This is a genomic window from Nitrincola iocasae, from assembly GCF_008727795.1.
Classification (GTDB): Bacteria; Pseudomonadota; Gammaproteobacteria; order Pseudomonadales; family Balneatricaceae; genus Nitrincola; species Nitrincola iocasae.
In genome coordinates this window covers 60,078-82,320 of sequence record NZ_CP044222.1, presented here as the reverse complement: position 1 = coordinate 82,320, position 22,243 = coordinate 60,078, and the positions used below count along the sequence as shown (strand labels likewise).

25 protein-coding genes are annotated in these 22,243 nt (G+C 52.5%); 15 read left to right on the top strand and 10 right to left on the bottom strand.

The window, feature by feature from the left end:
• Window positions 1-65 precede the first annotated feature (65 nt).
• A complete protein-coding gene (locus F5I99_RS00440; protein WP_151053154.1) occupies window positions 66-1,535 on the bottom strand; it encodes a multicopper oxidase family protein in 1,470 nt (489 codons plus the stop codon).
• 197 nt (window positions 1,536-1,732) lie between these two features.
• Between F5I99_RS00440 and F5I99_RS00435 the strand changes: the two genes are divergently transcribed.
• Both F5I99_RS00435 and F5I99_RS00430 read left to right on the top strand, forming a co-directional pair.
• Entirely contained in the window at window positions 1,733-2,416 is a 684-nt protein-coding gene (locus F5I99_RS00435) for a heavy metal response regulator transcription factor (RefSeq protein WP_151053153.1), read from the top strand.
• A 1-nt stretch (window position 2,417) separates the two neighbouring features.
• On the top strand, window positions 2,418-3,749 hold the full coding sequence (locus F5I99_RS00430) for a heavy metal sensor histidine kinase (RefSeq protein ID WP_191905908.1): 1,332 nt from the start codon (window positions 2,418-2,420) through the stop codon (window positions 3,747-3,749).
• Window positions 3,750-3,847: 98 nt separating this feature from the next.
• Here the strand turns inward: F5I99_RS00430 and F5I99_RS00425 are convergent, their stop codons facing one another.
• Window positions 3,848-4,273 (bottom strand): N-acetyltransferase, encoded by a 426-nt coding sequence (locus tag F5I99_RS00425; protein ID WP_151053151.1) that lies wholly within the window; start codon window positions 4,271-4,273, stop codon window positions 3,848-3,850.
• Window positions 4,274-4,288: 15 nt separating this feature from the next.
• Window positions 4,289-4,618, bottom strand: coding sequence for an antibiotic biosynthesis monooxygenase family protein (locus F5I99_RS00420; protein WP_151053150.1), 330 nt, complete (start codon window positions 4,616-4,618; stop codon window positions 4,289-4,291).
• A gap of 516 nt (window positions 4,619-5,134) precedes the next feature.
• On the opposite strand from F5I99_RS00420, the gene F5I99_RS00410 reads away from it, so the two are divergent.
• From F5I99_RS00410 to F5I99_RS00370, 9 genes are all read left to right on the top strand, one after another.
• Entirely contained in the window at window positions 5,135-5,458 is a 324-nt protein-coding gene (locus tag F5I99_RS00410) for a HesB/IscA family protein (RefSeq protein ID WP_151053149.1), read from the top strand.
• An 11-nt stretch (window positions 5,459-5,469) separates the two neighbouring features.
• Window positions 5,470-6,414 (top strand): Fe-S cluster assembly protein NifU, encoded by a 945-nt coding sequence (nifU, locus tag F5I99_RS00405; RefSeq protein WP_151053148.1) that lies wholly within the window; start codon window positions 5,470-5,472, stop codon window positions 6,412-6,414.
• Between the two features lie 3 nt (window positions 6,415-6,417).
• Complete coding sequence (gene nifS / locus F5I99_RS00400; protein ID WP_151053147.1) at window positions 6,418-7,617, top strand: cysteine desulfurase NifS; 1,200 nt, start codon at window positions 6,418-6,420, stop codon at window positions 7,615-7,617.
• Window positions 7,618-7,626: 9 nt separating this feature from the next.
• Window positions 7,627-8,805, top strand: a complete 1,179-nt coding sequence (gene nifV / locus F5I99_RS00395; RefSeq protein WP_151053146.1) for a homocitrate synthase — start codon at window positions 7,627-7,629, stop codon at window positions 8,803-8,805.
• A 15-nt stretch (window positions 8,806-8,820) separates the two neighbouring features.
• On the top strand, window positions 8,821-9,183 hold the full coding sequence (gene nifW, locus F5I99_RS00390; protein WP_151053145.1) for a nitrogenase-stabilizing/protective protein NifW: 363 nt from the start codon (window positions 8,821-8,823) through the stop codon (window positions 9,181-9,183).
• The gene (locus F5I99_RS00385) at window positions 9,180-9,641 is read left to right on the top strand and encodes a nitrogen fixation protein NifZ (protein ID WP_151053144.1); all 462 of its coding nucleotides are present in this window, start codon (window positions 9,180-9,182) and stop codon (window positions 9,639-9,641) included. Before nifW ends, F5I99_RS00385 begins: the two co-directional genes overlap by 4 nt.
• Entirely contained in the window at window positions 9,631-10,464 is an 834-nt protein-coding gene (gene nifM, locus F5I99_RS00380; RefSeq protein WP_151053143.1) for a nitrogen fixation protein NifM, read from the top strand. The genes F5I99_RS00385 and nifM overlap by 11 nt, the downstream gene beginning before the upstream one ends.
• A 185-nt stretch (window positions 10,465-10,649) precedes the next feature.
• A complete protein-coding gene (locus F5I99_RS00375; RefSeq protein ID WP_151053142.1) occupies window positions 10,650-10,973 on the top strand; it encodes a DUF4258 domain-containing protein in 324 nt (107 codons plus the stop codon).
• Window positions 10,974-11,034: 61 nt separating this feature from the next.
• A complete protein-coding gene (locus tag F5I99_RS00370) occupies window positions 11,035-11,466 on the top strand; it encodes a helix-turn-helix domain-containing protein (RefSeq protein ID WP_151053141.1) in 432 nt (143 codons plus the stop codon).
• Window positions 11,467-11,596: 130 nt separating this feature from the next.
• Here F5I99_RS00370 and F5I99_RS00365 read toward each other — a convergent pair whose 3' ends face one another.
• Genes F5I99_RS00365 through rsxA form a run of 7 tightly spaced genes read right to left on the bottom strand, consistent with a single transcriptional unit; the run spans window position 11,597 to window position 16,936 of the window.
• Window positions 11,597-11,872, bottom strand: a complete 276-nt coding sequence (locus tag F5I99_RS00365) for an RnfH family protein (RefSeq protein ID WP_151053140.1) — start codon at window positions 11,870-11,872, stop codon at window positions 11,597-11,599.
• A gap of 18 nt (window positions 11,873-11,890) precedes the next feature.
• On the bottom strand, window positions 11,891-12,580 hold the full coding sequence (locus tag F5I99_RS00360; protein ID WP_151053139.1) for an electron transport complex subunit E: 690 nt from the start codon (window positions 12,578-12,580) through the stop codon (window positions 11,891-11,893).
• Window positions 12,573-13,241, bottom strand: a complete 669-nt coding sequence (gene rsxG / locus F5I99_RS00355; RefSeq protein ID WP_151053138.1) for an electron transport complex subunit RsxG — start codon at window positions 13,239-13,241, stop codon at window positions 12,573-12,575. The genes F5I99_RS00360 and rsxG overlap by 8 nt, the downstream gene beginning before the upstream one ends.
• A complete protein-coding gene (locus F5I99_RS00350; RefSeq protein WP_151053137.1) occupies window positions 13,238-14,323 on the bottom strand; it encodes an RnfABCDGE type electron transport complex subunit D in 1,086 nt (361 codons plus the stop codon). Before F5I99_RS00350 ends, rsxG begins: the two co-directional genes overlap by 4 nt.
• Window positions 14,320-15,804: an electron transport complex subunit RsxC gene (rsxC, locus tag F5I99_RS00345; RefSeq protein ID WP_151053136.1), complete on the bottom strand. Its 1,485-nt coding sequence runs from the start codon at window positions 15,802-15,804 to the stop codon at window positions 14,320-14,322. The genes F5I99_RS00350 and rsxC overlap by 4 nt, the downstream gene beginning before the upstream one ends.
• 12 nt (window positions 15,805-15,816) lie before the next feature.
• Complete coding sequence (locus tag F5I99_RS00340) at window positions 15,817-16,341, bottom strand: RnfABCDGE type electron transport complex subunit B (protein ID WP_151053135.1); 525 nt, start codon at window positions 16,339-16,341, stop codon at window positions 15,817-15,819.
• A 19-nt stretch (window positions 16,342-16,360) separates the two neighbouring features.
• Complete coding sequence (rsxA, locus tag F5I99_RS00335; protein WP_151053134.1) at window positions 16,361-16,936, bottom strand: electron transport complex subunit RsxA; 576 nt, start codon at window positions 16,934-16,936, stop codon at window positions 16,361-16,363.
• 261 nt (window positions 16,937-17,197) lie between these two features.
• On the opposite strand from rsxA, the gene nifL reads away from it, so the two are divergent.
• The 4 genes from nifL (at window position 17,198) to F5I99_RS00315 (ending at window position 22,241) form a co-directional block, all read left to right on the top strand.
• A complete protein-coding gene (nifL, locus tag F5I99_RS00330) occupies window positions 17,198-18,736 on the top strand; it encodes a nitrogen fixation negative regulator NifL (RefSeq protein ID WP_151053133.1) in 1,539 nt (512 codons plus the stop codon).
• The gene (nifA, locus tag F5I99_RS00325; protein WP_325063003.1) at window positions 18,729-20,300 is read left to right on the top strand and encodes a nif-specific transcriptional activator NifA; all 1,572 of its coding nucleotides are present in this window, start codon (window positions 18,729-18,731) and stop codon (window positions 20,298-20,300) included. Before nifL ends, nifA begins: the two co-directional genes overlap by 8 nt.
• Window positions 20,301-20,468: 168 nt before the next feature.
• Window positions 20,469-21,953 (top strand): nitrogenase cofactor biosynthesis protein NifB, encoded by a 1,485-nt coding sequence (gene nifB, locus F5I99_RS00320; RefSeq protein WP_151053132.1) that lies wholly within the window; start codon window positions 20,469-20,471, stop codon window positions 21,951-21,953.
• Window positions 21,954-21,989: 36 nt separating this feature from the next.
• Window positions 21,990-22,241, top strand: a complete 252-nt coding sequence (locus tag F5I99_RS00315) for a 4Fe-4S binding protein (protein WP_151053131.1) — start codon at window positions 21,990-21,992, stop codon at window positions 22,239-22,241.
• Window positions 22,242-22,243: the final 2 nt, after the last annotated feature.

Genomic DNA, 22,243 nt, shown 5'->3' with positions numbered 1-22,243 from the left:
AACCATTGCTTGAGTTTCTTCATCATTGTCAGGCGCTGCCACTCTGCATCACGTAGAGTATCAGACTAAGCTTCGTATTTGATGCTTGTCATCATCCCTGCTGCCATGTGATACAGGTGATGGCAATGGAATACCCACTCCCCCGGATTTATAGCATCAAAGGCTATAGTGATCTGCCCCCTTGCAGGTACGAGTACCGTGTCACGCATAGCGCCAGAAATCCGTTTGCCATTAATAGCTACGACCTGAAAATGATGACCATGTAAATGCATTGGATGTGCCATACTGGTCTGATCGGTGATGGTGATTTCCACACGCTCCCCCTGTCGAACCCACATTGGCTGATGATCGCCATGTGCTTTCCCATTCAACAACCATCCATAGCCAGCAGTTTCTGTAATAGTTACATGGTGTTTTCTATCTACTGGGCGCTGCGATAAAGGAGTCACTGCACGCAGTGCCTGTTCGAGATTGAGCCCTATTGCAGGCACCTGCTGGGATGCCAGATTAGAGACTTTAGTAATCGTTGCAGCCGGTGTGGCTAGCAAAATCCCGGTGCGTTCACGCTCGCCTTCACGTATCGCAAAGATCGGCCAGACCCCTTCTTCACCTGCTGGCAGGTCGACTAAAATATCCAGTCTCTGGCCCATTGCAAATTCAAACTTACTCGCTCTCATCGGTTCAACAGGCATACCATCAACCGCAATCAACTGACCTTGCAGACGATCAAGATCTATCCAGAAGGCCGTTGCAGTGGCTCCATTAATCAAACGTAAGCGAACACGTCCGCCACGCTCAACTCTATGAACTTCAGGATCATTCAATGTCCGATCATTGGCCAGGAAGGCGTCATACTCTACATCATGTAAATGTGCCATAGGCATGGCCGCTTGATCCTGAGTAGAGCCATGTTGCATATTACCATGACCTGCATGAAGATCTGCAGACGATGAACCATGCCCACCCTCTGACTGTAAAGCAGACAAAATTTCCATGGGATCACGAAAGGTAAAGTCATGGAACAGAACAACCACTTCCTGAACATCATCCGCAGCCTCAAGCGGATCACGAACAATCAATGGAGCCGCCATCAACATCTGCTCTTGCAAACCGTGATGCGAGTGCATCCAGTTAGTGCCGGGTTTATCGAGGAGAAAGTCATACTCATGATGGCCGCCAGCGGGAATTGGCAGTTGTGTGAGTCCCGGCACGCCATCCTGTTCCCAGGGTGGAGTCAGACCATGCCAGTGTAACAGCGTAGACTCATCAAGCTGATTCTCCACTCGTACACGAAAGCGCTTACCTGCCTCCAGCATCAAACCCGGTGTACCGTCTGGTTGAGTCAAGCCAAACACACGAGCAGATTTGCCATTGACCTCAATCACGCGCGTGCCGACTCTGATAATTTGTGTATCCTGCTGCATTTCAGTGGCAGCAAAAACAGAACCCTTTCCTGTTAAAAGTGTTGGCATGGCAGTGAGTGCACCCGCTGCAGCGGTAGTTGCCAGAAACTGGCGACGTGTTATTAAACGCATCTTAAAAACTCCATTGATTAGGCTTGTTGTATTTGCTGACTTCTGCACCTCCGTCACTGAAGGATAGAAACCTATACTTCAGGCATACACACAGACTAAACTGACTATCCAGACAAGAGGATGACGCTGAAATTACAACTTTGTAATCTTTCCTTAACTGCTTGCGTGTTTTACGCTGGCCCCTGAGAATACAAGGCATGCGTATACTGATCGTTGAAGACGAACCCAAAACCGGTGACTACCTTCTGCAAGGCATGACCGAAGCGGGCTTTATCACAGATCTTGCCCGAAATGGACCCGATGGCCTGCACATGGCACTGGAGGGGGAATATGACTTGGTAATACTGGATGTCATGCTGCCCGGCATGAACGGCTGGAAAGTGCTGGAAACAATACGTCGATCTGGTCACGACATGCCGGTTCTTTTCCTGACCGCACGTGATCAGGTGGAGGATCGCGTGCAAGGGCTGGAGCTGGGTGCTGATGACTATCTGATCAAGCCCTTTGCTTTCTCTGAGTTGCTCGCTCGTATACGGGCATTGTCTCGGCGCAGCAAAGCTCCTGTGGTCGAGATATTGAAAGCAGGAGATCTTGAAATGGACTTGCTGCGTCGTCGCGTTCATCGTGCCGGACAACGCATTGCTCTCACGCCAAAAGAGTTCGCTCTGCTTGAACTGCTGCTGCGTCGGCAGGAGGAGATTCTGCCACGATCACTGATAGCCTCACTGGTCTGGGATATGAACTTCGATAGTGACACAAATGTCGTTGAGGTCGCTGTGCGTCGCCTGCGCGCCAAGGTGGATGACCCTTATTCCCCCAGACTGATCCGCAATGTACGTGGCATGGGTTATGTACTGGAAGACCCTGACGCGAATCAATAGCATGATAAAACCGATATCTCTCACTGTTCGCTTGGTATTACTCTTTACCACAGCCGCTACTCTGGTATTGCTGCTGTTGGGCTGGCTGCTGTCACTGGCCATTGATCGGCATTTTATCGAGCAGGACACGACCGAGTTAAATAGCCGTCTGGAGTTTATCAAACAACAGCTGGCAACCGCTCAAACCCCAGATGCGCTGGATCACCTGCTGACTCAGCTAAACACACTGCAGACGTATCATGTGATGGTCTCAGCCAGCCATTCAACCTCGCAGACAGACACACTCCATAGAACCACAGGGCCCGAGCTGACAACCTGGCAGCAAGATGGGCGCAGTTTCAGACGACTCAGTGGCACATTCCCAACCGCACTGCCGGATAGCCACATCACTCTCACCATCGATCTGAACATCACTCACCATAAGGAGTTTCTGATATATTTCAATCGTCTAGTATGGGGCTTCGTCGTTTTCTTTTTCCTGATAATGACTGTCCTGGCATGGTTTGCCGCCCGACAGGGGCTCGCACCACTGCGTAAAGTGACCACACTGGCAACCAAGGTATCTGCGGTCAGACTGGATAAGCGTCTGCCACTGGCTCAAGTGCCGGTAGAACTGTTACCACTGACGCAGTCGCTCAATGCGATGCTTGAGAGACTGGAAAACTCCTTTCAGCGTTTGTCTCATTTTTCATCAGATATTGCACATGAGCTGCGCACACCGGTGAACAATCTGATGATACAGACCGAGGTTGCCCTGTCTCGCGCACGCACACAGGAAGAGTATCGCGACCTGCTAGGCTCCAATCTGGAGGAATATGAGAAACTCGCGCGCATGATTTCAGATATGCTATTTATTGCCAAAGCGGATAATGGTCTGATCATTCCCTTGCGCGAGAAAATCAACCTTTCAACTGAAGTCAGGCGCATAGTTGAATTTTTCGAACCCCTGGCGGCAGAGTCATCCGTAGAGATTAGCGTTGAAGGCGACGCAGAAGTACCAGGAGATCGGGTCATGCTGACTCGTGCACTTTCCAACCTCTTATCCAATGCCATACGCCATGCAACACCCAACTCTGACATTAAGCTGATTATAACTACCCACAAAGATAGAGTTCGGGTTGCTGTCGAGAACCAGGGTGAAGAGATACCCGAAGAACACCTTCCCTATCTTTTTAACCGCTTTTATCGTGCCAATCCAACCCGAGATACTACAACAGAGCATTCAGGTCTGGGGCTAGCCATCACTCGTGCTATAGTCACTGCACATGGTGGCCAGATAAGAGTGACCTCGACAAACGGTATTACGTGCTTTTTAATTGAACTGTCTGCCTGACATTGCTGATCAGCCACAACACTGGCATTACTGTGCTTGATTTTGCCGTAAAACCGGGAAGGCTATTATTTAGCGTATCGAGACAGTAGGTGTGCTGGTCATGTGCGATACTCCATAGCCAGCTCCGGATAGCCTGTATGCTCATCAACCTGCTCATCCATGACAACAAACCCCTGCTTTTCATAGAACGAAATGCTTGAGCGGTTAGCCTTGTATACCGTTAAACGCAGGGTCTGTCGCTTGCACTTGGCATCGTTCAATAAAGCCGTGCCTATGCCCTTACCCTGATACTCAGGTGACACAAAAATGGCCGCCAGAGTGTCATTGAACAAGCTATAAAACCCGGCGATGTCGGATGCATTCTCAAACACCCGGGTCTCTGATGCGGGAAGGTAGAGATTACGCATATCCTCCAATTTCGACTCCCAGAACGCTGGCTCCACAAAAGAGTGCGCCTGAACCGACGCGGACAGCCAGATTTGCAGAACCTGGTCTACATCTTCAGGACGGTAATTACGTAGCATTCAGCACACCTTTTTCTATATGCTTTTGGACATGCCATAGTCTCGCTCAACCTTTGCAATTCTGGTTGTAAAACTGGCATACCATTTCTCACGCCCCAGCTTCTGGGCTATTAAATGTTCAGCATGGTTTTTCCACAGCCGTATAGCCTCCATATCGGCCCAATAGGAAACAGTTATGCCGACACCTTCACGTGCTGACTCAACACCGAGAAAGCCTGGCTGCTCAGTTGCCAAGGCCAGCATTTTCTCCGCCATGGCAGCGTAGCCGCTATCCTCTTCGGTACGCAGCGAGGTGAAAATTACTGCGTAATAGGGTGGTTTGGGTGTGTCAGCGATACTGGACATGCATTTTACTCTGAGTTGGGATAAGTATTTTGTCAGGTTGATAGTTTAGAACAGCATCGCCATACAGCAATCTGCCTACTAAACTAATCTCATCCACCTTATTTATACACAAGGAGAAACGCTATGAAAGGCAAATGTCTAAGCGGTTCAATCGAGGTACTTGCGCCGGATCATCAGGAAGCTGGGCTATGTCACTGTTCCATGTGCCGGCGCTGGTCGGGTGGGCCGATGTAAATAATGACACCCATAAAATGACCGGGCAGGAGGTTTTTGAGCAATTTGCACCGCCTTCATGAGCTGGTGCAAGGCAAACTAGCCAACTTTCCCTGTTACAAATCCGACAAAACACCACACAGGTGTCATTCGATACATCCTTTTCTTTATCGGATTTGCAACACAACTCATATCTTTCAATTATTTAGATGACACTCATCCGACTGGCACAGGGTTTGCCATGTAACAGGTATAGCGTCAGCGCTGTTTGTGCGTTGGCAATCTGTATTCTGGAGGTCGGAAATGGTCACTTTAACACCTGCTGCACAACTCGCGATCAGTCGCTTCATTGAAAATGCCGGTACGCCTGTAGCCGGGCTGCGGGTTTCAGTATCCGACGGTGGCTGTTCTGGCTACAAGTACGGTCTGCAACTGGAAACCACAGTCTCGGAGCAGGATACCAGCCTGTCCTTTGGAGAAGTGTGTCTGCTGATCGATCCCGAGTCCCTGCCACTGCTACAGGGCTGCGTGGTCGATTTCGTTGAATCGCTGGATGAAAGCGGCTTCAAGTTCGAAAACCCGAATGCCAAGGCCGCCTGTAATTGCGGTAAATCCTTTGCTGCCTGAGAGGTCATGTCATGTGGAACTATTCTGAGAAAGTACAGGAACATTTTTTCAACCCCCGCAATGCCGGTGAGCTCGAAGGTGCGAATGGCATCGGGGATGTTGGCTCGCTGTCCTGTGGCGATGCCTTACGTCTGATGATCAATGTCGATCCGGAAACTGAAGTGATTCTGGATGCACGTTTTCAGACCTTTGGCTGCGGTTCAGCCATCGCCTCTTCGTCAGCCTTGACCGAGATTATTAAAGGCAAAACGCTTGATGAAGCGTTACAGGTAAGCAATCAGGAGATTGCCGACTTCCTCGACGGCCTGCCGCCGGAGAAGATGCACTGCTCGGTGATGGGACGTGAAGCACTACAGGCGGCTGTCGCCAACTACCGCGGTGAAGTCTGGAGTGATGACCATGAAGAGGGCGCGCTGATCTGTAAGTGCTTTGCCGTGGATGCGGTGCTGATCGAAGAAACCATCCGTGCCAACAATCTGACCACGGTGCAGGATGTCAGCTTTTATACCAAGGCGGGCGGTGGCTGCTCGGCGTGCCATGAAGGCATAGAAGAGATTCTTAACAAGGTGCTGGCAGAAACTGGCCAGTCGTTCCAGGCCGATGTTGCCAGGGTGCAAGCTGATGCCGAGAAGGCTCTGACGCAAATCGACATGCCATCCGTTAGCGCACCTCAGGCTACCGATGCCGCTGCCAGTGGTCTGAGTACGCTGCAGCGCATTCGCAAGATTGAAGCGGTGATTGAGGCGGTCCGGCCACAACTTCAACGTGACAAGGGTGACATAGAACTCATCGATGTGGTCGGCAAAACCGTCTATGTCCGTCTGACAGGCGCCTGTACCGGCTGCCAGTTGGCCAGCGTCACCTTGAGTGGCATTCAGCAACAATTGATCGAATCCTTGGGTGAGTTTATCCAGTTATTGCCGGTCAGCAAGTCACCCGTTACTGCAGGAGCCTGAACCATGGAGACTATTTATCTGGATAATAATGCCACCACGCAGGTGGACCCGCAGGTAGTCGAGGCGATGCTGCCTTACTTTACCGAACAGTTTGGTAACCCATCATCCTTACATCAGTACGGCAACCGTGTCGGCCTGGCGCTGAAGCAAGCGCGTCAGCAGATTCAGACGCTGATAGGTGCTGAGCATGATACCGAAATCGTGTTCACCTCCTGTGGTACTGAAAGTGATTCCACGGCTATCTTGTCGGCGCTGAAAGCTCAGCCGGAACGCCGGGAGATTATCACCAGCGTTGTGGAGCACCCTGCCGTTTTGTCGTTGTGTGAATACCTGGAAAAAGATGGCTACACCGTGCACTACCTGGAGGTAGACGGCCAGGGTCGTCTGGATCTGCAACACTATCAGTCACTCCTGAGTGACCAGACCGCCATTGTCAGCATTATGTGGGCTAACAATGAGACAGGGACCTTTTTTCCGGTACTGGAAATGGCCGAAATGGCTTACCTGGCTGGGGTAATGTTTCATACCGATGCGGTACAGGCCGTTGGCAAGGTGCCGATTGATCTGAAAAACAGCAAGATCGACATGCTGTCGCTATCCGGGCATAAACTCCATGCACCCAAAGGTATCGGCGTACTTTACCTGCGTCGCGGTACACGCTTTCGGCCGTTACTGCGCGGGGGCCATCAGGAGCGCGGGCGTCGTGCTGGTACAGAAAACTCGGCCTCTATCGTGGCGCTGGGTAAGGCTGCTGAGCTGGCGCTGCAATCGATAACCCATGAAAATACCCTGGTGAAAGCCCTGCGTGATCGCCTGGAGCAAGGCATCCTGTCACAGGTCGAACACGCCTTTGTTACCGGCGATCCGGACAACCGTCTTCCCAACACCTGTAATATCGCCTTCGAATACATTGAAGGGGAATCGATCCTGTTGCTGCTGAATAAATACGGTATTGCTGCGTCCAGTGGTTCGGCCTGTACCTCAGGTTCTCTGGAACCCTCGCATGTGATGCGTGCCATGGGGCTGCCCTATACCGCGGCCCACGGCACGGTGCGCTTCTCACTATCACGCTACACCACCGAGGCGGAGATAGACCGTGTGATCGAGGTTATGCCGGGCATTATCACCCAACTGCGCAGCCTGTCTCCTTACTGGAAAAATAATGCGCCGGTTCAGGAAGCCTTTGATCCGGCCTATGCCTGAGGTTGTCTTATGTCTGATATCGGCCTGGATATAGTCATTGATGACACCACCCTGCGTGATGGCGAACAAACTGCCGGGGTGGCTTTTTCACGCGACGAAAAACTGCAGATAGCGCAACAACTGGATGCGCTGGGCGTGCCTGAACTGGAAGTCGGCATTCCCCCCATGGGGGAAACCGAGCGGGATGATATCCGTGCACTGGCCGATCTGCAGCTGTCTGCTCAGTTAATCGCCTGGTGCCGTATGCGTGCGGATGACCTGCAAGCCTGTCAGGGTTTACCGGTGCAACTGCTGGATCTCTCTGTCGCCGTATCTGACCTACACATCCACAAGAAACTGGGTAAATCACGTGCCTGGGTGCTACAGCAGATCAAGCAACTGGTTCCGACTGCTGTTGATCAGGGTTTTGCAGTGATTGTCGGTTGTGAAGATGCATCCCGCGCTGACCCGGAATTTTTGCTGCAGGTCGCTGAGGTTGCCCAATTAAGTGGTGCGCTGCGCCTGCGCTTTGCCGATACGCTGGGCATCATGGAGCCTTTCGGTGTTTTTTCGATCATCAGCCGTTTGGCGGCCGCCACCGATCTGCAACTGGAGATGCACGCCCATGATGATCTGGGGCTGGCAACCGCCAACAGTCTGGCTGCAGCCAAAGCCGGTGCCAGCCATATCAATACCACGGTCAACGGTCTTGGCGAACGCGCCGGTAATGCCGCACTGGAAGAAGTGGTACTGGGGCTGAGCCAACTCTACGGCCTGTCGACGGGTATCGACCTGCAAGCTTTTCCAGCGCTATCGACACTGGTCGCCGAGGCTTCGGGCCGACCAGTCAGTTGGCAAAAAAGTCTGGTGGGTGCGGGTGTGTTTACCCATGAAGCCGGTATTCATGTCGATGGCCTGCTCAAAGACCCATTGATCTACCAGGGCATCGACCCGGCGCTGCTGGGGCGTCAACACGAACTGGTATTGGGCAAACATTCCGGCAGTAAGGCTGTACAGGCACGCTATACACGCCTCGGGTTGTCAATCAATACCGCTCAGGCCCAGCAGTTATTGGCGGTGATTCGTGAGCAGATGCTGCGAAGCAAGCAGCCACTGACCGATAGCCAGCTGGTGGCTTTGCATCAGCAGCTGATTGTTGGTGCAAACCCTTCCCCTAATCTGGCCGAACCGACACCCGTCATTTGTTGATACGAGGTAACCATCATGAACACTGCAAGCCGATTCACTAGTACAGCCGAATTGGAAGAGCAAATGCAGGAGCTGGAAAGTGCCGAAGATTTCCTGGAATTCTTTGCCATAGACTTTGTGCCATCAGTGGTACAGGTCAACCGCTTGCATATATTGCAACGCTTTCATAACCACATCCATGCTGGTAAAGCGGCGCTACCGGCTCAGCCAGACGCCCTGTTCAACGCCTATCGGCAACTGCTGGAGCAGGCCTATCAGAGCTTTATCAACTCCAGCGCCCAGCAGGAGAAGGTACTCAAGGTGTTCAATCGAGCTGAGCCGGGTAAAGGCTTTGTATCCCTAAGTGCCATTCAGCCAGTCGCGGGAGGGCCAGAATGATCCCCGTTTATAGCTATGGTGACGAAGTCCGGGTCATACGCAACCTGCGCAATGACGGCAGTTTCCCGGGCGTGGACAAAGGCCAGTTACTGGTGCGTCGCGGAGAAACCGGTCATGTGCGTAATCTGGGTACCTTTCTACAGGATCAGATTATCTATACCGTGCACTTTATTCAGGCCGATATCCAGGTAGGTTGTCGCGAAGAAGAACTGATTCCCGCCAGTGCATCCTGGATCAATAGCCGCTTTGAAAACCGCGACAGGGTTGTGGCCGCTCAAGCCTTATCTTTGCGAGGTGAGGTGATCGTGCCGCTCGACACGCCCGGTGAAGTGTTCAAGGTCATACGCCATGAGGACGCGGTTCACTACCATGTGCAGTTTCCCGGCCATCTGTTGATCGTACCGGAAAGCGCACTAGACAGTTTAGATCCGGAGGAGGCACTGAGCCATGCATCCTGAGACACCTGAAGTACTGGCCTACCTGGAGTTAAAAATTGCCGAGTCTCAGTTCACCAGTACGCCCGATCAACTTGCAGCCGATAAGCGTGCCCAGGTTGAGCTGCTGGCAAAGCGTCAGTTTCTGCTGGAACAAAAAATTCTGGCCAGTCAGGAAGCTCAGCAAGTGTACCTGCCTGATGCAACGCTTGATGAAGCCTTTGCACGTATTCAAAACCGCTATGAAACCCCTGAGCTGTTTGCCCAGGCTCTGTCTAATTCGGACCTGACACCTGCTGGTTTCAAAGCGGCGCTGAGCCAGGAGATGCGTATCGATGCCGTGTTGGAAAGCATCTCGGCTCAGATTGAACCAGTCACCAGGGATGCGGCTGAGATCTACTACTATAACCACCTGGAACGTTTTCAGCTTCCCGAAAGGCGTCAGGCCAGTCATTTGTTGATTACCCTTGATGACGACAAGCCGGAAGCTGATCAGCGAGTTTACCGTAAACTCTGCGGGCTGCAGGAGAAAATCCAGCAAAAACCGGCACGCTTCGACAAGCTGGTGCTTCGCTATTCGGAGTGTCCCACGGCGATGAATGCAGGCAACCTGGGGCTGATCACACCGGGTATTCTCTATGAAGCCCTGGATAAAGCACTATTTACTATGCAACCGGGTGAAGTCAGTACGCCGTTGCGCTCCCCCATGGGCTACCACTTGTTGCGCTGTGATGCCTTGCACCCGGCAACCCGGCAATCCTTTGCTGAGGTTTCAGCACGTATTATTGAACTGCTGACCGAGCGCCAGAAAAGCAGGCTGCAGAAAGAATGGATATTAAGTTTGTAACCTTTTCAAATCGATAGAATAGCCATGTCTCTGATTGTGCCGGTTTTCAAGGCGCCCTTCGTAACGAGTAATACCAGTAGAACCTATTGCAACAATCGAGCCCTACCTATAGTATATATAGGTATATTATTTATAGGTAAACGCATAGGCAGCAGTATCCACGAACATTAAGGCAAGGAGGTTTTTTGAGCGCTAAGATACTAACGCTGCCCCTCCAGAAGGACCAAGCCCAAGATATTTTGCGACAAGTGGCAGAAGATAGCAGTCGCATCATATTTACTAACCATGCTGAAGATCGGATGTATGAAAGAGAGATCACTCGTACTGATATTATCAGGGTGCTTAGAACTGGTTCGATCAAGGAAGGACCCAGCCAAGCAGCAAAGGGAAATTGGGAAATGAAAGTGGAGGGAAAATCAGCTGGCACTTGGGTTACTGTTGCCATTGCAATTGATTACAAAGAGCTAAGAGAAGACAGCTGTTATACTGTTGTCATAACGACTTTCTAACAAAAAACAAACAAATAACGAAACTAATTAAAAGTTGATTTATCCAAAATGGAGATGAGGCATGTATCACTACAGAAGTTGTGGCCTGCCCAATGTGTATTTGAAAAATGGATATACCGAACACACAACTGATTATGGGGTAGGCGTGTCAATAGACAACGTTGAGGGTCTGCATAAGGCAATTGCTTTAGCAATCATTGAATCCCCTACCAAGATGACGGGTGCTGAGTTTCGGTTTTTACGAAAAGAACTGAATTTCTCACAGAAACGTCTTGGAGATGCTATGGGTGTAGAGGATCAGACCGTGGCTGGTTGGGAGAAGAAGCACCCTACATCAATGGCAGGTAGATTGCTTCGTATTCTAGCAAAAGGCCACTATGAAAATGACAAAATTAAAGAGTTGTTAGAGAAATTAGCAGATCTTGACTCAAAAGAGAGCCATGAAAACTTGTGCTTTGAGGAGTCTTCAGAAGGTTGGCATAATGCCGCTTAGCAACTAATGGAGAACCCCTCTTCTTTTGCTATCAATTTTCTAGTCTGATGTGGCTACACCAAGAAAGAGACCTCGGCTTAGTCCGAGGTTTTTTATACCTGAAATTTTCGTCGTGATAATAACCAAACCGTCAATCTTCCTCTTCGGTCTGACGTCGTGGCACCTGTGTAGGATCAGCGGTAATCGGACGATAAATTTCCACCCGATCATACTCAGCCAGAGGTTGATCCGGCTTGACCAGTTTACCAAACACTCCGATTTTCTGACTCGACAGGTCGATATCGGGAAAGCGCTCCAATAGACCGGACGCTTCGATAGCAGCGGCGGCAGTGGTACCGACAACCACATCAAGATTGACCCAACTCTGTTCACCGCTGACACTGCTATAAGCAACACTGACTTGCATCTTTGACTCCTGGCTTGATTAACTGGATGACTGACTCACCGGTTCGGGCAGACTCACCGGCCGGCGTTTGCGCTGCTCAACCCGCCGATCTATCCAGCGTTTCGCCACCAGCAGAAAACCCACTGCAATAAAGCCGCCTGGTGGCAACACCATAATCAGGAAGCCGCGATAATCCGGGATAACGGTTATCTCAAGAAAGGCGAAAGGGGCGCCCAATAGTAAATGCGCATTGGCAAACAACGTGCCGCTGCCAATCACTTCACGCACGCCACCGATGATCACCAATGCCCAGGTTAAGCCAATTCCCATCATCAGCGAGTCGACGATGGAGTCCCACAGGGTATTTTTAGAGGCAAAGGCTTCGGCACGTCCGAGAATGGCGCAGTTAACTACGATCAAGGCAATAAACAACCCCAGCACCTTGTAGAGCTCATAAGCGAAGGCATTGATCAGCATATCCGTTAAGGTAACCAGGGTCGCAATAATGACAATATACACAGGTATACGGATAGCCGGACTGATGAAATGCCGTAGTGTGGAGATAATCATGTTGGCGCCCAGCAACACAAACAGAGTCGCCAGGCCCATCCCCAAGCCATTGGTGGCTGTACTGGTCACCGCCATTACCGGACAGAGCGCCAGCATCTGAGCAAACACCATATTATTGCTCCAGAGGCCATCCTGAGCTAAACGTCGATAGTCAGTCATGCTCTTCAACTCCTTGCTGCGCAGTGACCGAACCGACAGCGTCCGGCAGCCTGACCGGATACAACAGTGTCGGCTGCTCAGCTTCAAAAAACAGCAATGCGCGTTTGATTTCCGCCACGATAGCCCGCGGAGTGATCGTGGCACCGGTAAACTGATCAAACTCTCCGCCATCCTTTTTCACCGCCCAACCTGTCGGCAGCGGGTTATGCAGCGACTTGCCAGTAAAGTAGGTAATCCAGGGGTCTCGCGCCACCTCAATCTTGTCACCCAGTCCGGGGGTTTCCTGATGTACCAGCACCCTGACGCCAGACAGTTCGCCATTGGCTTTGATCGCCACCAGCATCTCAATTTTGCCGGCATAGCCGCTGGCCTGCATGGGAAACACCACCGCACTGATGTCACCCGCCAGGCTGGCCTGATAGTAGGTCAGACTCCCCCAGGGTGCTTCGATCTGACCGGCATGATCCAGCAGATCATTGTCATACAGATGATCCGGTAACACCTGGGAAAAACTCTGGCGCATATCGTCGGCCAGCGCCTGTTGAATCGGTTCTCGCGTTAATTGATAGGCCAGGGCCAGCAGTGCACAGGTCACCATCACCACCACGCCCAGCAACAGCGACTGATAATCCAGACGCTCACGCATTACCGCCAGGTTCATAAGCGCTCTCCTGTTTTCATTTTCTGCACAGGTAGCGGTTGCCCCTTGCCAGAGCGACCATAAATACGCGGGCGTACATAACGATCAATCACCGGGACAGCACTGTTCATCAGCATTACAGCGAAGGCGATACCTTCAGGATAATTACCGAAGGTGCGAATCAGATAAGCCAACACCCCACAACCCAGACCAAAAATAAACCGGCCACTGGCGGTTGCCGGGGCGGTTACGGGATCTGTGACGATAAACCAGGCGGCCAGCATGGCTCCGCCAGTCAACAAGTGAAACAGGGCGCCAGGATAAGCCTCTGGATACATACGGTTTAATAGCAGCGCAGGCACCACCAGACCCAAAATCAACCCTACCGGTGCTTGCCAGGTAATCACGCCTCGCCATAACAGGAACAGTCCACCCAGCAGCAACAGCAGGGCGCTGCTTTCACCCAGACTGCCCGCATGCAGTCCAGTCAAGGTATCCAGCCAGGTGTAATCCTGCCCTTTAAGTATCTCAGACAGTGGCTCGTCAATGGCCAGACGGTTCTTGACGCCATCCAACAGGGTCGCCCCACTATAGCTGTCTAGCAGACTTTGCTGGCCAAAGCTGTGCTGCAAACTGGCACTGAACGCCGGGCGTTGCTGCAGTTGCTGATCCGCGGCCACCCACTGGGTCATCTCGACTGGAAAGGCAATTAACAACATCACCCGTGCCGCCATGGCGGGGTTAAACACATTCTGCCCCAACCCACCAAAGATCTGCTTGATCATAGCGACGGCAAGAAAGGTGCCGGTAACCGCAATCCACCAGGGCGCCCAGGGGGGTAAGCACAGCGCCAATAACCAACTGGTTACCAAGGCCGAGCCATCAAAAAGGTGTGTTTTCACCGGTTTATTGAACAACCGCAGAAACACAGCTTCCCACACCAGCGCACTGCTCAGGCAGATTAACCAAAGTGAAAAGGCAGGCCAACCATACAGCCAGAATCCATACAGGGTCGCCGGTGTCAGTGCCAGTAACACCTGGTACATCATCACTGGCAAGCGCGCCTCGCTGTGCGCATGGGGTCCGTGAATCGGTTGTTTCATGCCGAGGCCTCCTGTTTTAGCGCGTCTTGCTCGGCTTGTTGCGCTTTTTTTGCAGCGGCAGCGGCACGCCGCGCCGCCATCAGCGCTTCGCGATCCCGTGCTTCTCGCTCCATGCGCTGTTCACGCCGCTGTGCCAGTATTTTGGTGGCTTCCATCTTCTGTCGGGCTTTGTCCTGCAACACCAACTCGCCCTTGGCATAGTTGAACAAATGCGTCAGCGGGATAGATGAAGGACAGATATAACTACAGGCCCCACAGCCCACACAGTCACTCAAGCCCAGTTTGCTGGCACCCTTCAGATCACCTGAGCGTATATTGGCGGCCATTTCCAACGGCATCAGTCCCATGGGGCAAGCACGCACACAACGACTACAACGCACACAGGGGCTGCTCTGCTTATGACTGATTTCCTGTTCGGTAAGCGCGAGGATACCACTGCTGCCTTTGATGATCGGCACATGCAGATCCGGTAACTCTATTCCCATCATCGGCCCCCCCATCAACAGGCGTGCGGGCTTCGTATCGAATCCGCTGGCTCGATTAAGAAACTCACTGGCCAGAGTGCCCAGAGGCACCTCCCAGTTGCCCGGATGGGTCACCGCACCACCGCTGAGGGTGACAATCCGCGAGATAAGGGGTTGATCCTGATAGATGGCCATCGCCACGGCATAGGCTGTCGCCACATTGTGCACCAGAATACCGCTATCAGCGGCTCGACTGTGTGCCGGTATTTCCACGCCGGTCAGTTGCTGGATCAGCTGTTTCTCCGAGCCCATAGGGTAGCCACTGGGTACCGCTTTAACAGTGATCCCCGTACCCCATGAGGCTTCGGCCATAATCGCCAGGGCTTCCGGCTTATTGTCCTCAATGCCCAGAATCGCCCGCTTGGCTTGTACTGCATGGCAGATAAGCTGTGCTCCCCGCAAAATATCCACGGCGTATTCGCGCATCAGCCGATCATCACAACTCAGATAGGGCTCACATTCACCGCCGTTCAGAATCAGCGTATCCACCCCTGACTTTAAACTTAGATTCAACTTTACCGCAGCGGGAAAGGTGGCACCGCCCAAACCAACGATGCCAGCGGCACCAATGCGTTCGCAAACTGCCTCCGGAGACAAGCTGAAAGGGTCCGCTACCGGATCCCGACTAATCCACTGATCACGGCCATCAGACTCCAGTGTGACGACCAATACCGGCAAGCCGGAGGGGTGAGGTGCGGTATGCTCGGCAATGGCCGCTACCCGCCCGGAAGTGGGTGCATGAACAGGCGCAGACACCGGCCCTTGAGCGACAGCCAATAGCTGCCCCTTAAGCACCCTGTCTCCCACCTTCACCACGGGTGAGGCGGGGACGCCCAGGTGCTGCTGCAGGGAGACATACAAGCGCTCCATAACCGGAAAGTGCTGGATTTTGGTGGTGTTGCTCAGTGCCTTGTAACCGGCGGGATGAACCCCGCCACGTAAGGATTTCCACAACATAATCGTCTCCTGTTACAGGGCTGGCTGACTCCATACCCAGGTTTGCAGAGTGGGCTGTACCGGTTCCAGGTAAATACACTCGGTTGGACACACGGCTTCACACTTGCCACAAGCCGTGCAGGCATCAGCGAACACAACATGCATATGCTTCGCGGAACCCAGAATCGCATCGGTCGGACAGATTTTGAAACAGCGGGTACAGCCGATACACAGGGCTTCATTAATCCGTGCCACTTTCGGGCCTTCATCGCACAAAGCGTTCAAATCCAGCGAGATGCCCAGCTTTGCCGCTATAGCTTCAGCCACGGCGCGACCGCCGGGGGGACAGAAGGTTGCGGGTAAATTGCCATCTGCAACCGCTTGAGCCGCCGCCCCACAGCTGGGATTTCCACACTGTCCACATTGAGTGCCGGGCAGCAGTTGTTCAATTTCTTCCACCACATTGCTGCGTTCCACCTTTAACAGCCGTGAAGCAATACCTAGCAGCAACCCCAGTATCAGGCCCAAGAATGTTAACGGCATCACTGACATCAGCATGGTTAGTTTCCTCCAGAATTCAGGCCAGTCCGGCAAATCCCATAAACGCCACCGACAACAGGCCCGCAACAATAAACGCAATCGGGGCACCCTGATAAAGCTCAGGCACTTGCAACACCGCCAGGCGCTCACGCAGGCCAGCGAACAGCACCAATACCAGGGTAAAGCCCATGGCTGAGCCAAATCCGTACATCAGGCTTTGAATAAAGCTGTGCTGGTTTTGTACATTGAGTAAGGCAATACCCAGTACGGCACAATTAGTGGTAATCAATGGCAGGTAAATGCCCAGAATCTGATAGAGCGAGGGGCTGATTTTACGAATCAACATCTCGGTAAACTGTACGACGGTGGCGATCACCAGAATAAACGCCAGTATGCGTAAATACTCCAGACCCAGAGGGTTCAGCAACCAGTTCTCCAGCATCCAGCTGGCTGCCGCCGCCAGGCTCAGTACAAAGGTCGTGGCCAATCCCATACCCAGGGCACCATCCATTTTGGTGGACACACCCATCAACGGACACAAACCCAGAAACTTGATCAGTATCACGTTGTTTACCAGCGCTGTGGATACCAATAACAAAATGTAATCAGACATGCGTTTCTCCACTCAGATCGATGCTGATGGGTAGTCAGCAAAGTCTGTGCCATACACCGAATGCACTGTGTGACGCCTTATTTCGGTGCATTCACGCCATTTTTGAGTGATGGAAATGCGACAAAATGACAGTTTGTAATTAACCCGACAAAACATTTGTTCTTAAATCAATCCGCTATCAGCGCCAGCATCACATCCACACAAATGGTACGCCTATTGCATGGACTGGTTATAGATTGACTGTCCCAGGAACCTGAGCATATGACCGAACCGGCAGATAATGTTGTGCTAGCTGAGCTTAAGATAGCGGCAGAAACCCTCCCGCCCGAAGTCTTCAGGCTAGCGGTAGAGCAGGCGGCTGTAGCCATATCTATCACCGATGCCAAGGCACGGATCGTCTATGCCAATCCCTGCTTTGAAAAGATGACCGGCTACAGTTGTGAAGAGCTACTAGGCAAAAACCAATCCATTCTGTCTTATAAGGTCACGCCCCGGCTGGTGTATGACAGTCTGTGGGGGCAGTTGGAACGCCAACACCCCTGGAATGGCCTACTAGTCAACCGACGCAAGGATGGCAGTCGCTACCTGGCTGACCTGACGATTACGCCGGTACTCAATACGGCGGGAGAAACCACGCACTACCTGGGATTACAGCGCGATGTGACTGAAGTACATCAGTTGGAGCATCAAGTGTTGAACCAACGCGCTCTGATTGAAAAAGCCGTGGATGCCACCCAGGTAGCCATGGTGCTGGTAGACACCAAACTACAGCCAATTCTGCGCAACCGCAGCTATAAAACCTTGGAAGCCAGACTGGGTCATGAACCCCTGGAGATCATCTTCGATGCACTGGAGCAGGAGTGGCCTGATCTGTTTGAACGGAAAAAAGCCCTGCATGAAGGCTTTGTTACCCTTGAAGTGGCCTTGCTGCTGTCCAGCCGTGAGGAGCCGCTCTGGTTCAGTTGTACCGGCTCGCTAATTGAAGAGAAAGACACCAGTGCCGATGCCTTTTACCAGACACGTCTGAGCCGCTATCTATTGGTGACCCTGCAGGACATCACCGGACTGAAACAACAACAGGCACAGCTACGCCTCAATAGCCTGCAAGCTTTGTTAGCCGAGCAGGAACGGGTACAAAGTGTCCGGGAAGCCCTGTCAGGTGCCATTTACCAGCTCGAACGCCCGTTGAATATGATCAATGCGGCTTCACGGCTGGCGACCCGCCGTAACCGCATCGATGCCGCCGAGATGCTAAAGCTGCTGAATGAGGTGCAGAAGGCTGGCCATCAGGCTATCTCCATGCTCAACGCCTGCATCCCGGCACGTGGCGATGAAGTTACAGAAGTGGTGAACATCAACGAACTGTTGAAAAACACCCTGAGTTTGTTAACCCCCAGGCTACTCGCGCTCGGCATCACGGTGGACTGGCAGCCTGAATGTAATTTACAACGCGTTCATGGTCAGCCAACGGCACTGGTCACTCTGTTCAAACAGCTGATCGATAATGCCATCGATGCCATGAATGACACCAAACAACGGACACGCGAATTGCGCTTAAGCACCCGCACACTCGATAAGGTTGTGGAGATCAGCATTGAAGATACCGGTGCCGGAATTCTGCCAGCTGATCAATTTAAGGTTTTCGAGCCCTTCTACACTACCCGCGACCATAGCAAAGGTCATCTGGGCATGGGACTGACCCTGGCTCAGGATATCGTTAACCGCCATAACGGCTTGCTGGCAATTGATGCTGATGTAACTACCGGCTGCTGCATTAAGGTGCACCTCCCCTATGAATAAATCACCTGCAAGTTATCAAGACGACACTAGCGATTCGCTGAGTCCGGAAATGCTTCAGGCGATTCTCGTCGGAGAGCTGGAAACCCTGTTTCTGGTCAGCCAGGTGCTATCCAAATCCCTCAACCTTCAGGAAACCCTCAGTAAAGTCATGGAGGTACTGGACGATCGGGTTGGGCTGGAACGAGGTCTGGTTGGACTGGTACCACCAGATCAGAATGAACTGGTCATTTATGCCCTGTGTGGAGTACCGGATCTGGAAGCCGGAGATATACGTTACCAGCCAGGTGAAGGTGTCGTAGGTGAAGTAATGCGCCGCGGCAGCAGCCTGATACTCCACAAAATTACCGATGATCCGCGTTTTCTTGGCCGTTTAGGCATTTATGATACCAAACGCCCCTTTATCGGTGTGCCTATTCTCAGTGGCGATGAAGTTCTGGGGGTGTTCGCAGCCCAACCCAGTAGCTCCCACAGGGAACTGCTGGGAGAGCGTGCCCGATTTCTGGAGATGGTCGCCAATTTAATCGGCCAGAGTGTACGCCTGTCGCGGGAGGTGGAACGTGAGCGTAAAGCCCTCAGAGAGGAACGTGATCAGCTCAAACGCACCGTGCGCGGGCAGTTTGGCTTCGACAATATCATTGGCCACTCTTTCCCCATGCGTCAGGTATTTGAACAGGTACGCCAGGTCGCTAAATGGAACACCACGGTGTTGATTCGTGGCGAAACTGGTACCGGAAAGGAACTGATTGCCAATTCCATCCATTACAATTCCCCCAGGGCCAGAGGACCATTTGTTAAGCTCAATTGCGCCGCTTTACCGGAAAACCTGCTGGAATCGGAACTGTTCGGGCATGAGAAGGGTGCCTTTACCGGTGCGGTAAGCCAACGCCAGGGGCGCTTTGAGCAGGCCGACAAGGGCACACTGTTTCTGGATGAGATTGGCGAAGTCTCGGCCGGATTCCAGGCCAAGCTGCTGCGCGTGTTACAGGAAGGTGAACTCGAGCGTGTGGGTGGATCGCGCACGATTAAAATCAATGTTCGCGTGGTAGCGGCAACCCACAGGGATCTGGAGGCTGATGTGGAGCAGGGGCTGTTCCGTGAAGACCTTTACTACCGTCTTAATGTCATGCCTATTTTCATGCCGACGCTGCGCGAACGCCTGGAAGATGTGCCCGATATCGCCAATTTCTTACTCAACAAGATAGCCACCGCTCAGGAACGCCCACTCAGCATCACCGACAGCGCCCTGCGGGTGCTGATGCATCATAGCTGGCCAGGTAATGTACGCGAGCTGGAAAACTGCCTGGAACGCGCCGCGGTGATGTCAGAGGATGGCATCATCGACCGTGATCAGGTATTGCTGACCGGAATCGATGAGCAGGTCATGGGCAGTCATGGCGGGCAGATCGACCTGGGGGATGACAATCTGGATGAGCGTGAACGGGTGATAGCCGCACTGGAACAGGCTGGCTGGGTCCAGGCCAAGGCGGCCCGCTTACTGGGCATGACACCACGTCAGATCTCCTATCGTATCCAGACGCTCAATATTCGGGTCAAGCAACTCTAAACGATGACTGTCTCAAAGCTGACATAGCGCCTTTGTGTAGCTGTCAGCTTTGAGACAAACCTACCTAGCCATCCATTAATTAATATACAAATCAATAGATTAATAAAATACAGCAAATAGGCATGGAATTTGCGACAGGTCAAATGAACCCAAGACGAGGATCTGACCGTGAAACTGCCCGTTATCAATAACACCACTGTAACCAGCGAAGCCGGTGGTTGCGCTTCCGGCTCCTGCGGCAGCAGTGATGCCTCTGTTCAGAGCCTGCCCGAATCCATCCGGGCCAAGGTGGCCGATCATCCCTGCTTTTCCGAGCAAGCTCACCACTTTTTTGCGCGTATGCATGTCGCGGTTGCACCGGCCTGCAATATCCAGTGCAACTACTGCAACCGCAAATACGATTGCAGCAATGAATCCCGTCCCGGTGTCGTCTCTGAAGTGCTGACCCCGCAACAGGCGGTGAAGAAGGTCAAGGCAGTGGCCGCCGCCATACCTCAGATGTCGGTATTGGGGATTGCTGGCCCTGGGGACCCTCTGGCCAATCCGCAAAAAACCTTTGAAACCTTTCGACGATTAACCGCCGAAACACCGGATATCAAGCTGTGTGTGTCGACCAACGGGCTGACGCTGCCCGAGTGCGTGGATGAGCTCTGCCAGCACAATATCGATCATGTCACTGTCACCATCAATTGTGTCGACCCGGAAATAGGCGCAAAAATCTATCCGTGGATTTTCTGGAATCATAAGCGAATTCGTGGAGTTGAAGCGGCACGTATCCTTATCGAGCAACAGCAGAAAGGGTTACAGATGCTGATTGATCGGGGCATTCTGGTAAAGGTGAATTCCGTGCTGATCCCTGGCATCAATGATCAACACCTGATTGAAGTGTCGCGAATCGTCAAGGAAAAGGGTGCCTTCCTGCACAATGTGATGCCGATTATCGCCGAACCGGAACATGGTACCTACTTCGGCCTGACCGGCCAGGCTGAACCGACACCAGCTGAACTCCAGGCGGTACAGGATGCCTGCGCCGGCGATATGAATATGATGCGCCACTGCCGCCAGTGCCGCGCCGATGCAGTCGGACTCCTGGGCGAAGATCGCGGTGCGGAATTCACGCTGGACAAGATCGATGCCATGGAGATCGATTACGAGGCCGCCATGGTAAAACGTGCCGAGGTTCATGAACAGTTGCTTGGCCAGCTCTATGCCCAACGTGAGTCAGTAGTTCAACCAGATACAGCCCTGCAAGGCCGGGCGGTACTGATGGCCGTGGCTACCCAGGGAGGCGGCCTGATTAATCAGCATTTTGGTCATGCCACCGAATTTCTGGTCTATGAAGCCAGTGACGATGGTGTACGTTTTATTGGTCACCGGCAAGTTGAAAAACCTTACTGTGAAGGCGGTAGCAGCTGTGGCGAGGATGCAGAAACCCTTCTGGACAAGCTGCTTAACAGTCTGCAGGGCTGCGAAGTACTGCTGTGCTCCAAAGTCGGCTATGAGCCCTGGAGTGCACTGGAACAGGCCGGTATTCAGCCCAATGGTGAGCATGCTCTGGAACCGATTGAAGATGCCATTCTGGCGGTTTACCAAGAGATGCTGACAAAGGGCTTGTTGCAAACACCCGACAGGGTTGATCTGAAATCAGCTTGATCCGACAAATCTGACCTGAGCTAAGGAGTATTTCTTATGGCTTTTGAAATTGTTGCCAGCTGTGTCAGCTGTACCGCCTGTGAATCTGTCTGTCCCAATGATGCGATCACGGATCAACAGGCTATATTCGCCATAGATCCGGACTTGTGCACTGAATGTGCCGAGTCGTTTCCCGACCCTCAGTGCGCCAGTATCTGCCCCATTGAAGGGGCCATAGTCGATAGCCTTGGCGATCCACTGAACCCACCCGGATCACTCACGGGAATTATTGCCCGTGTTGCTGCCTGACA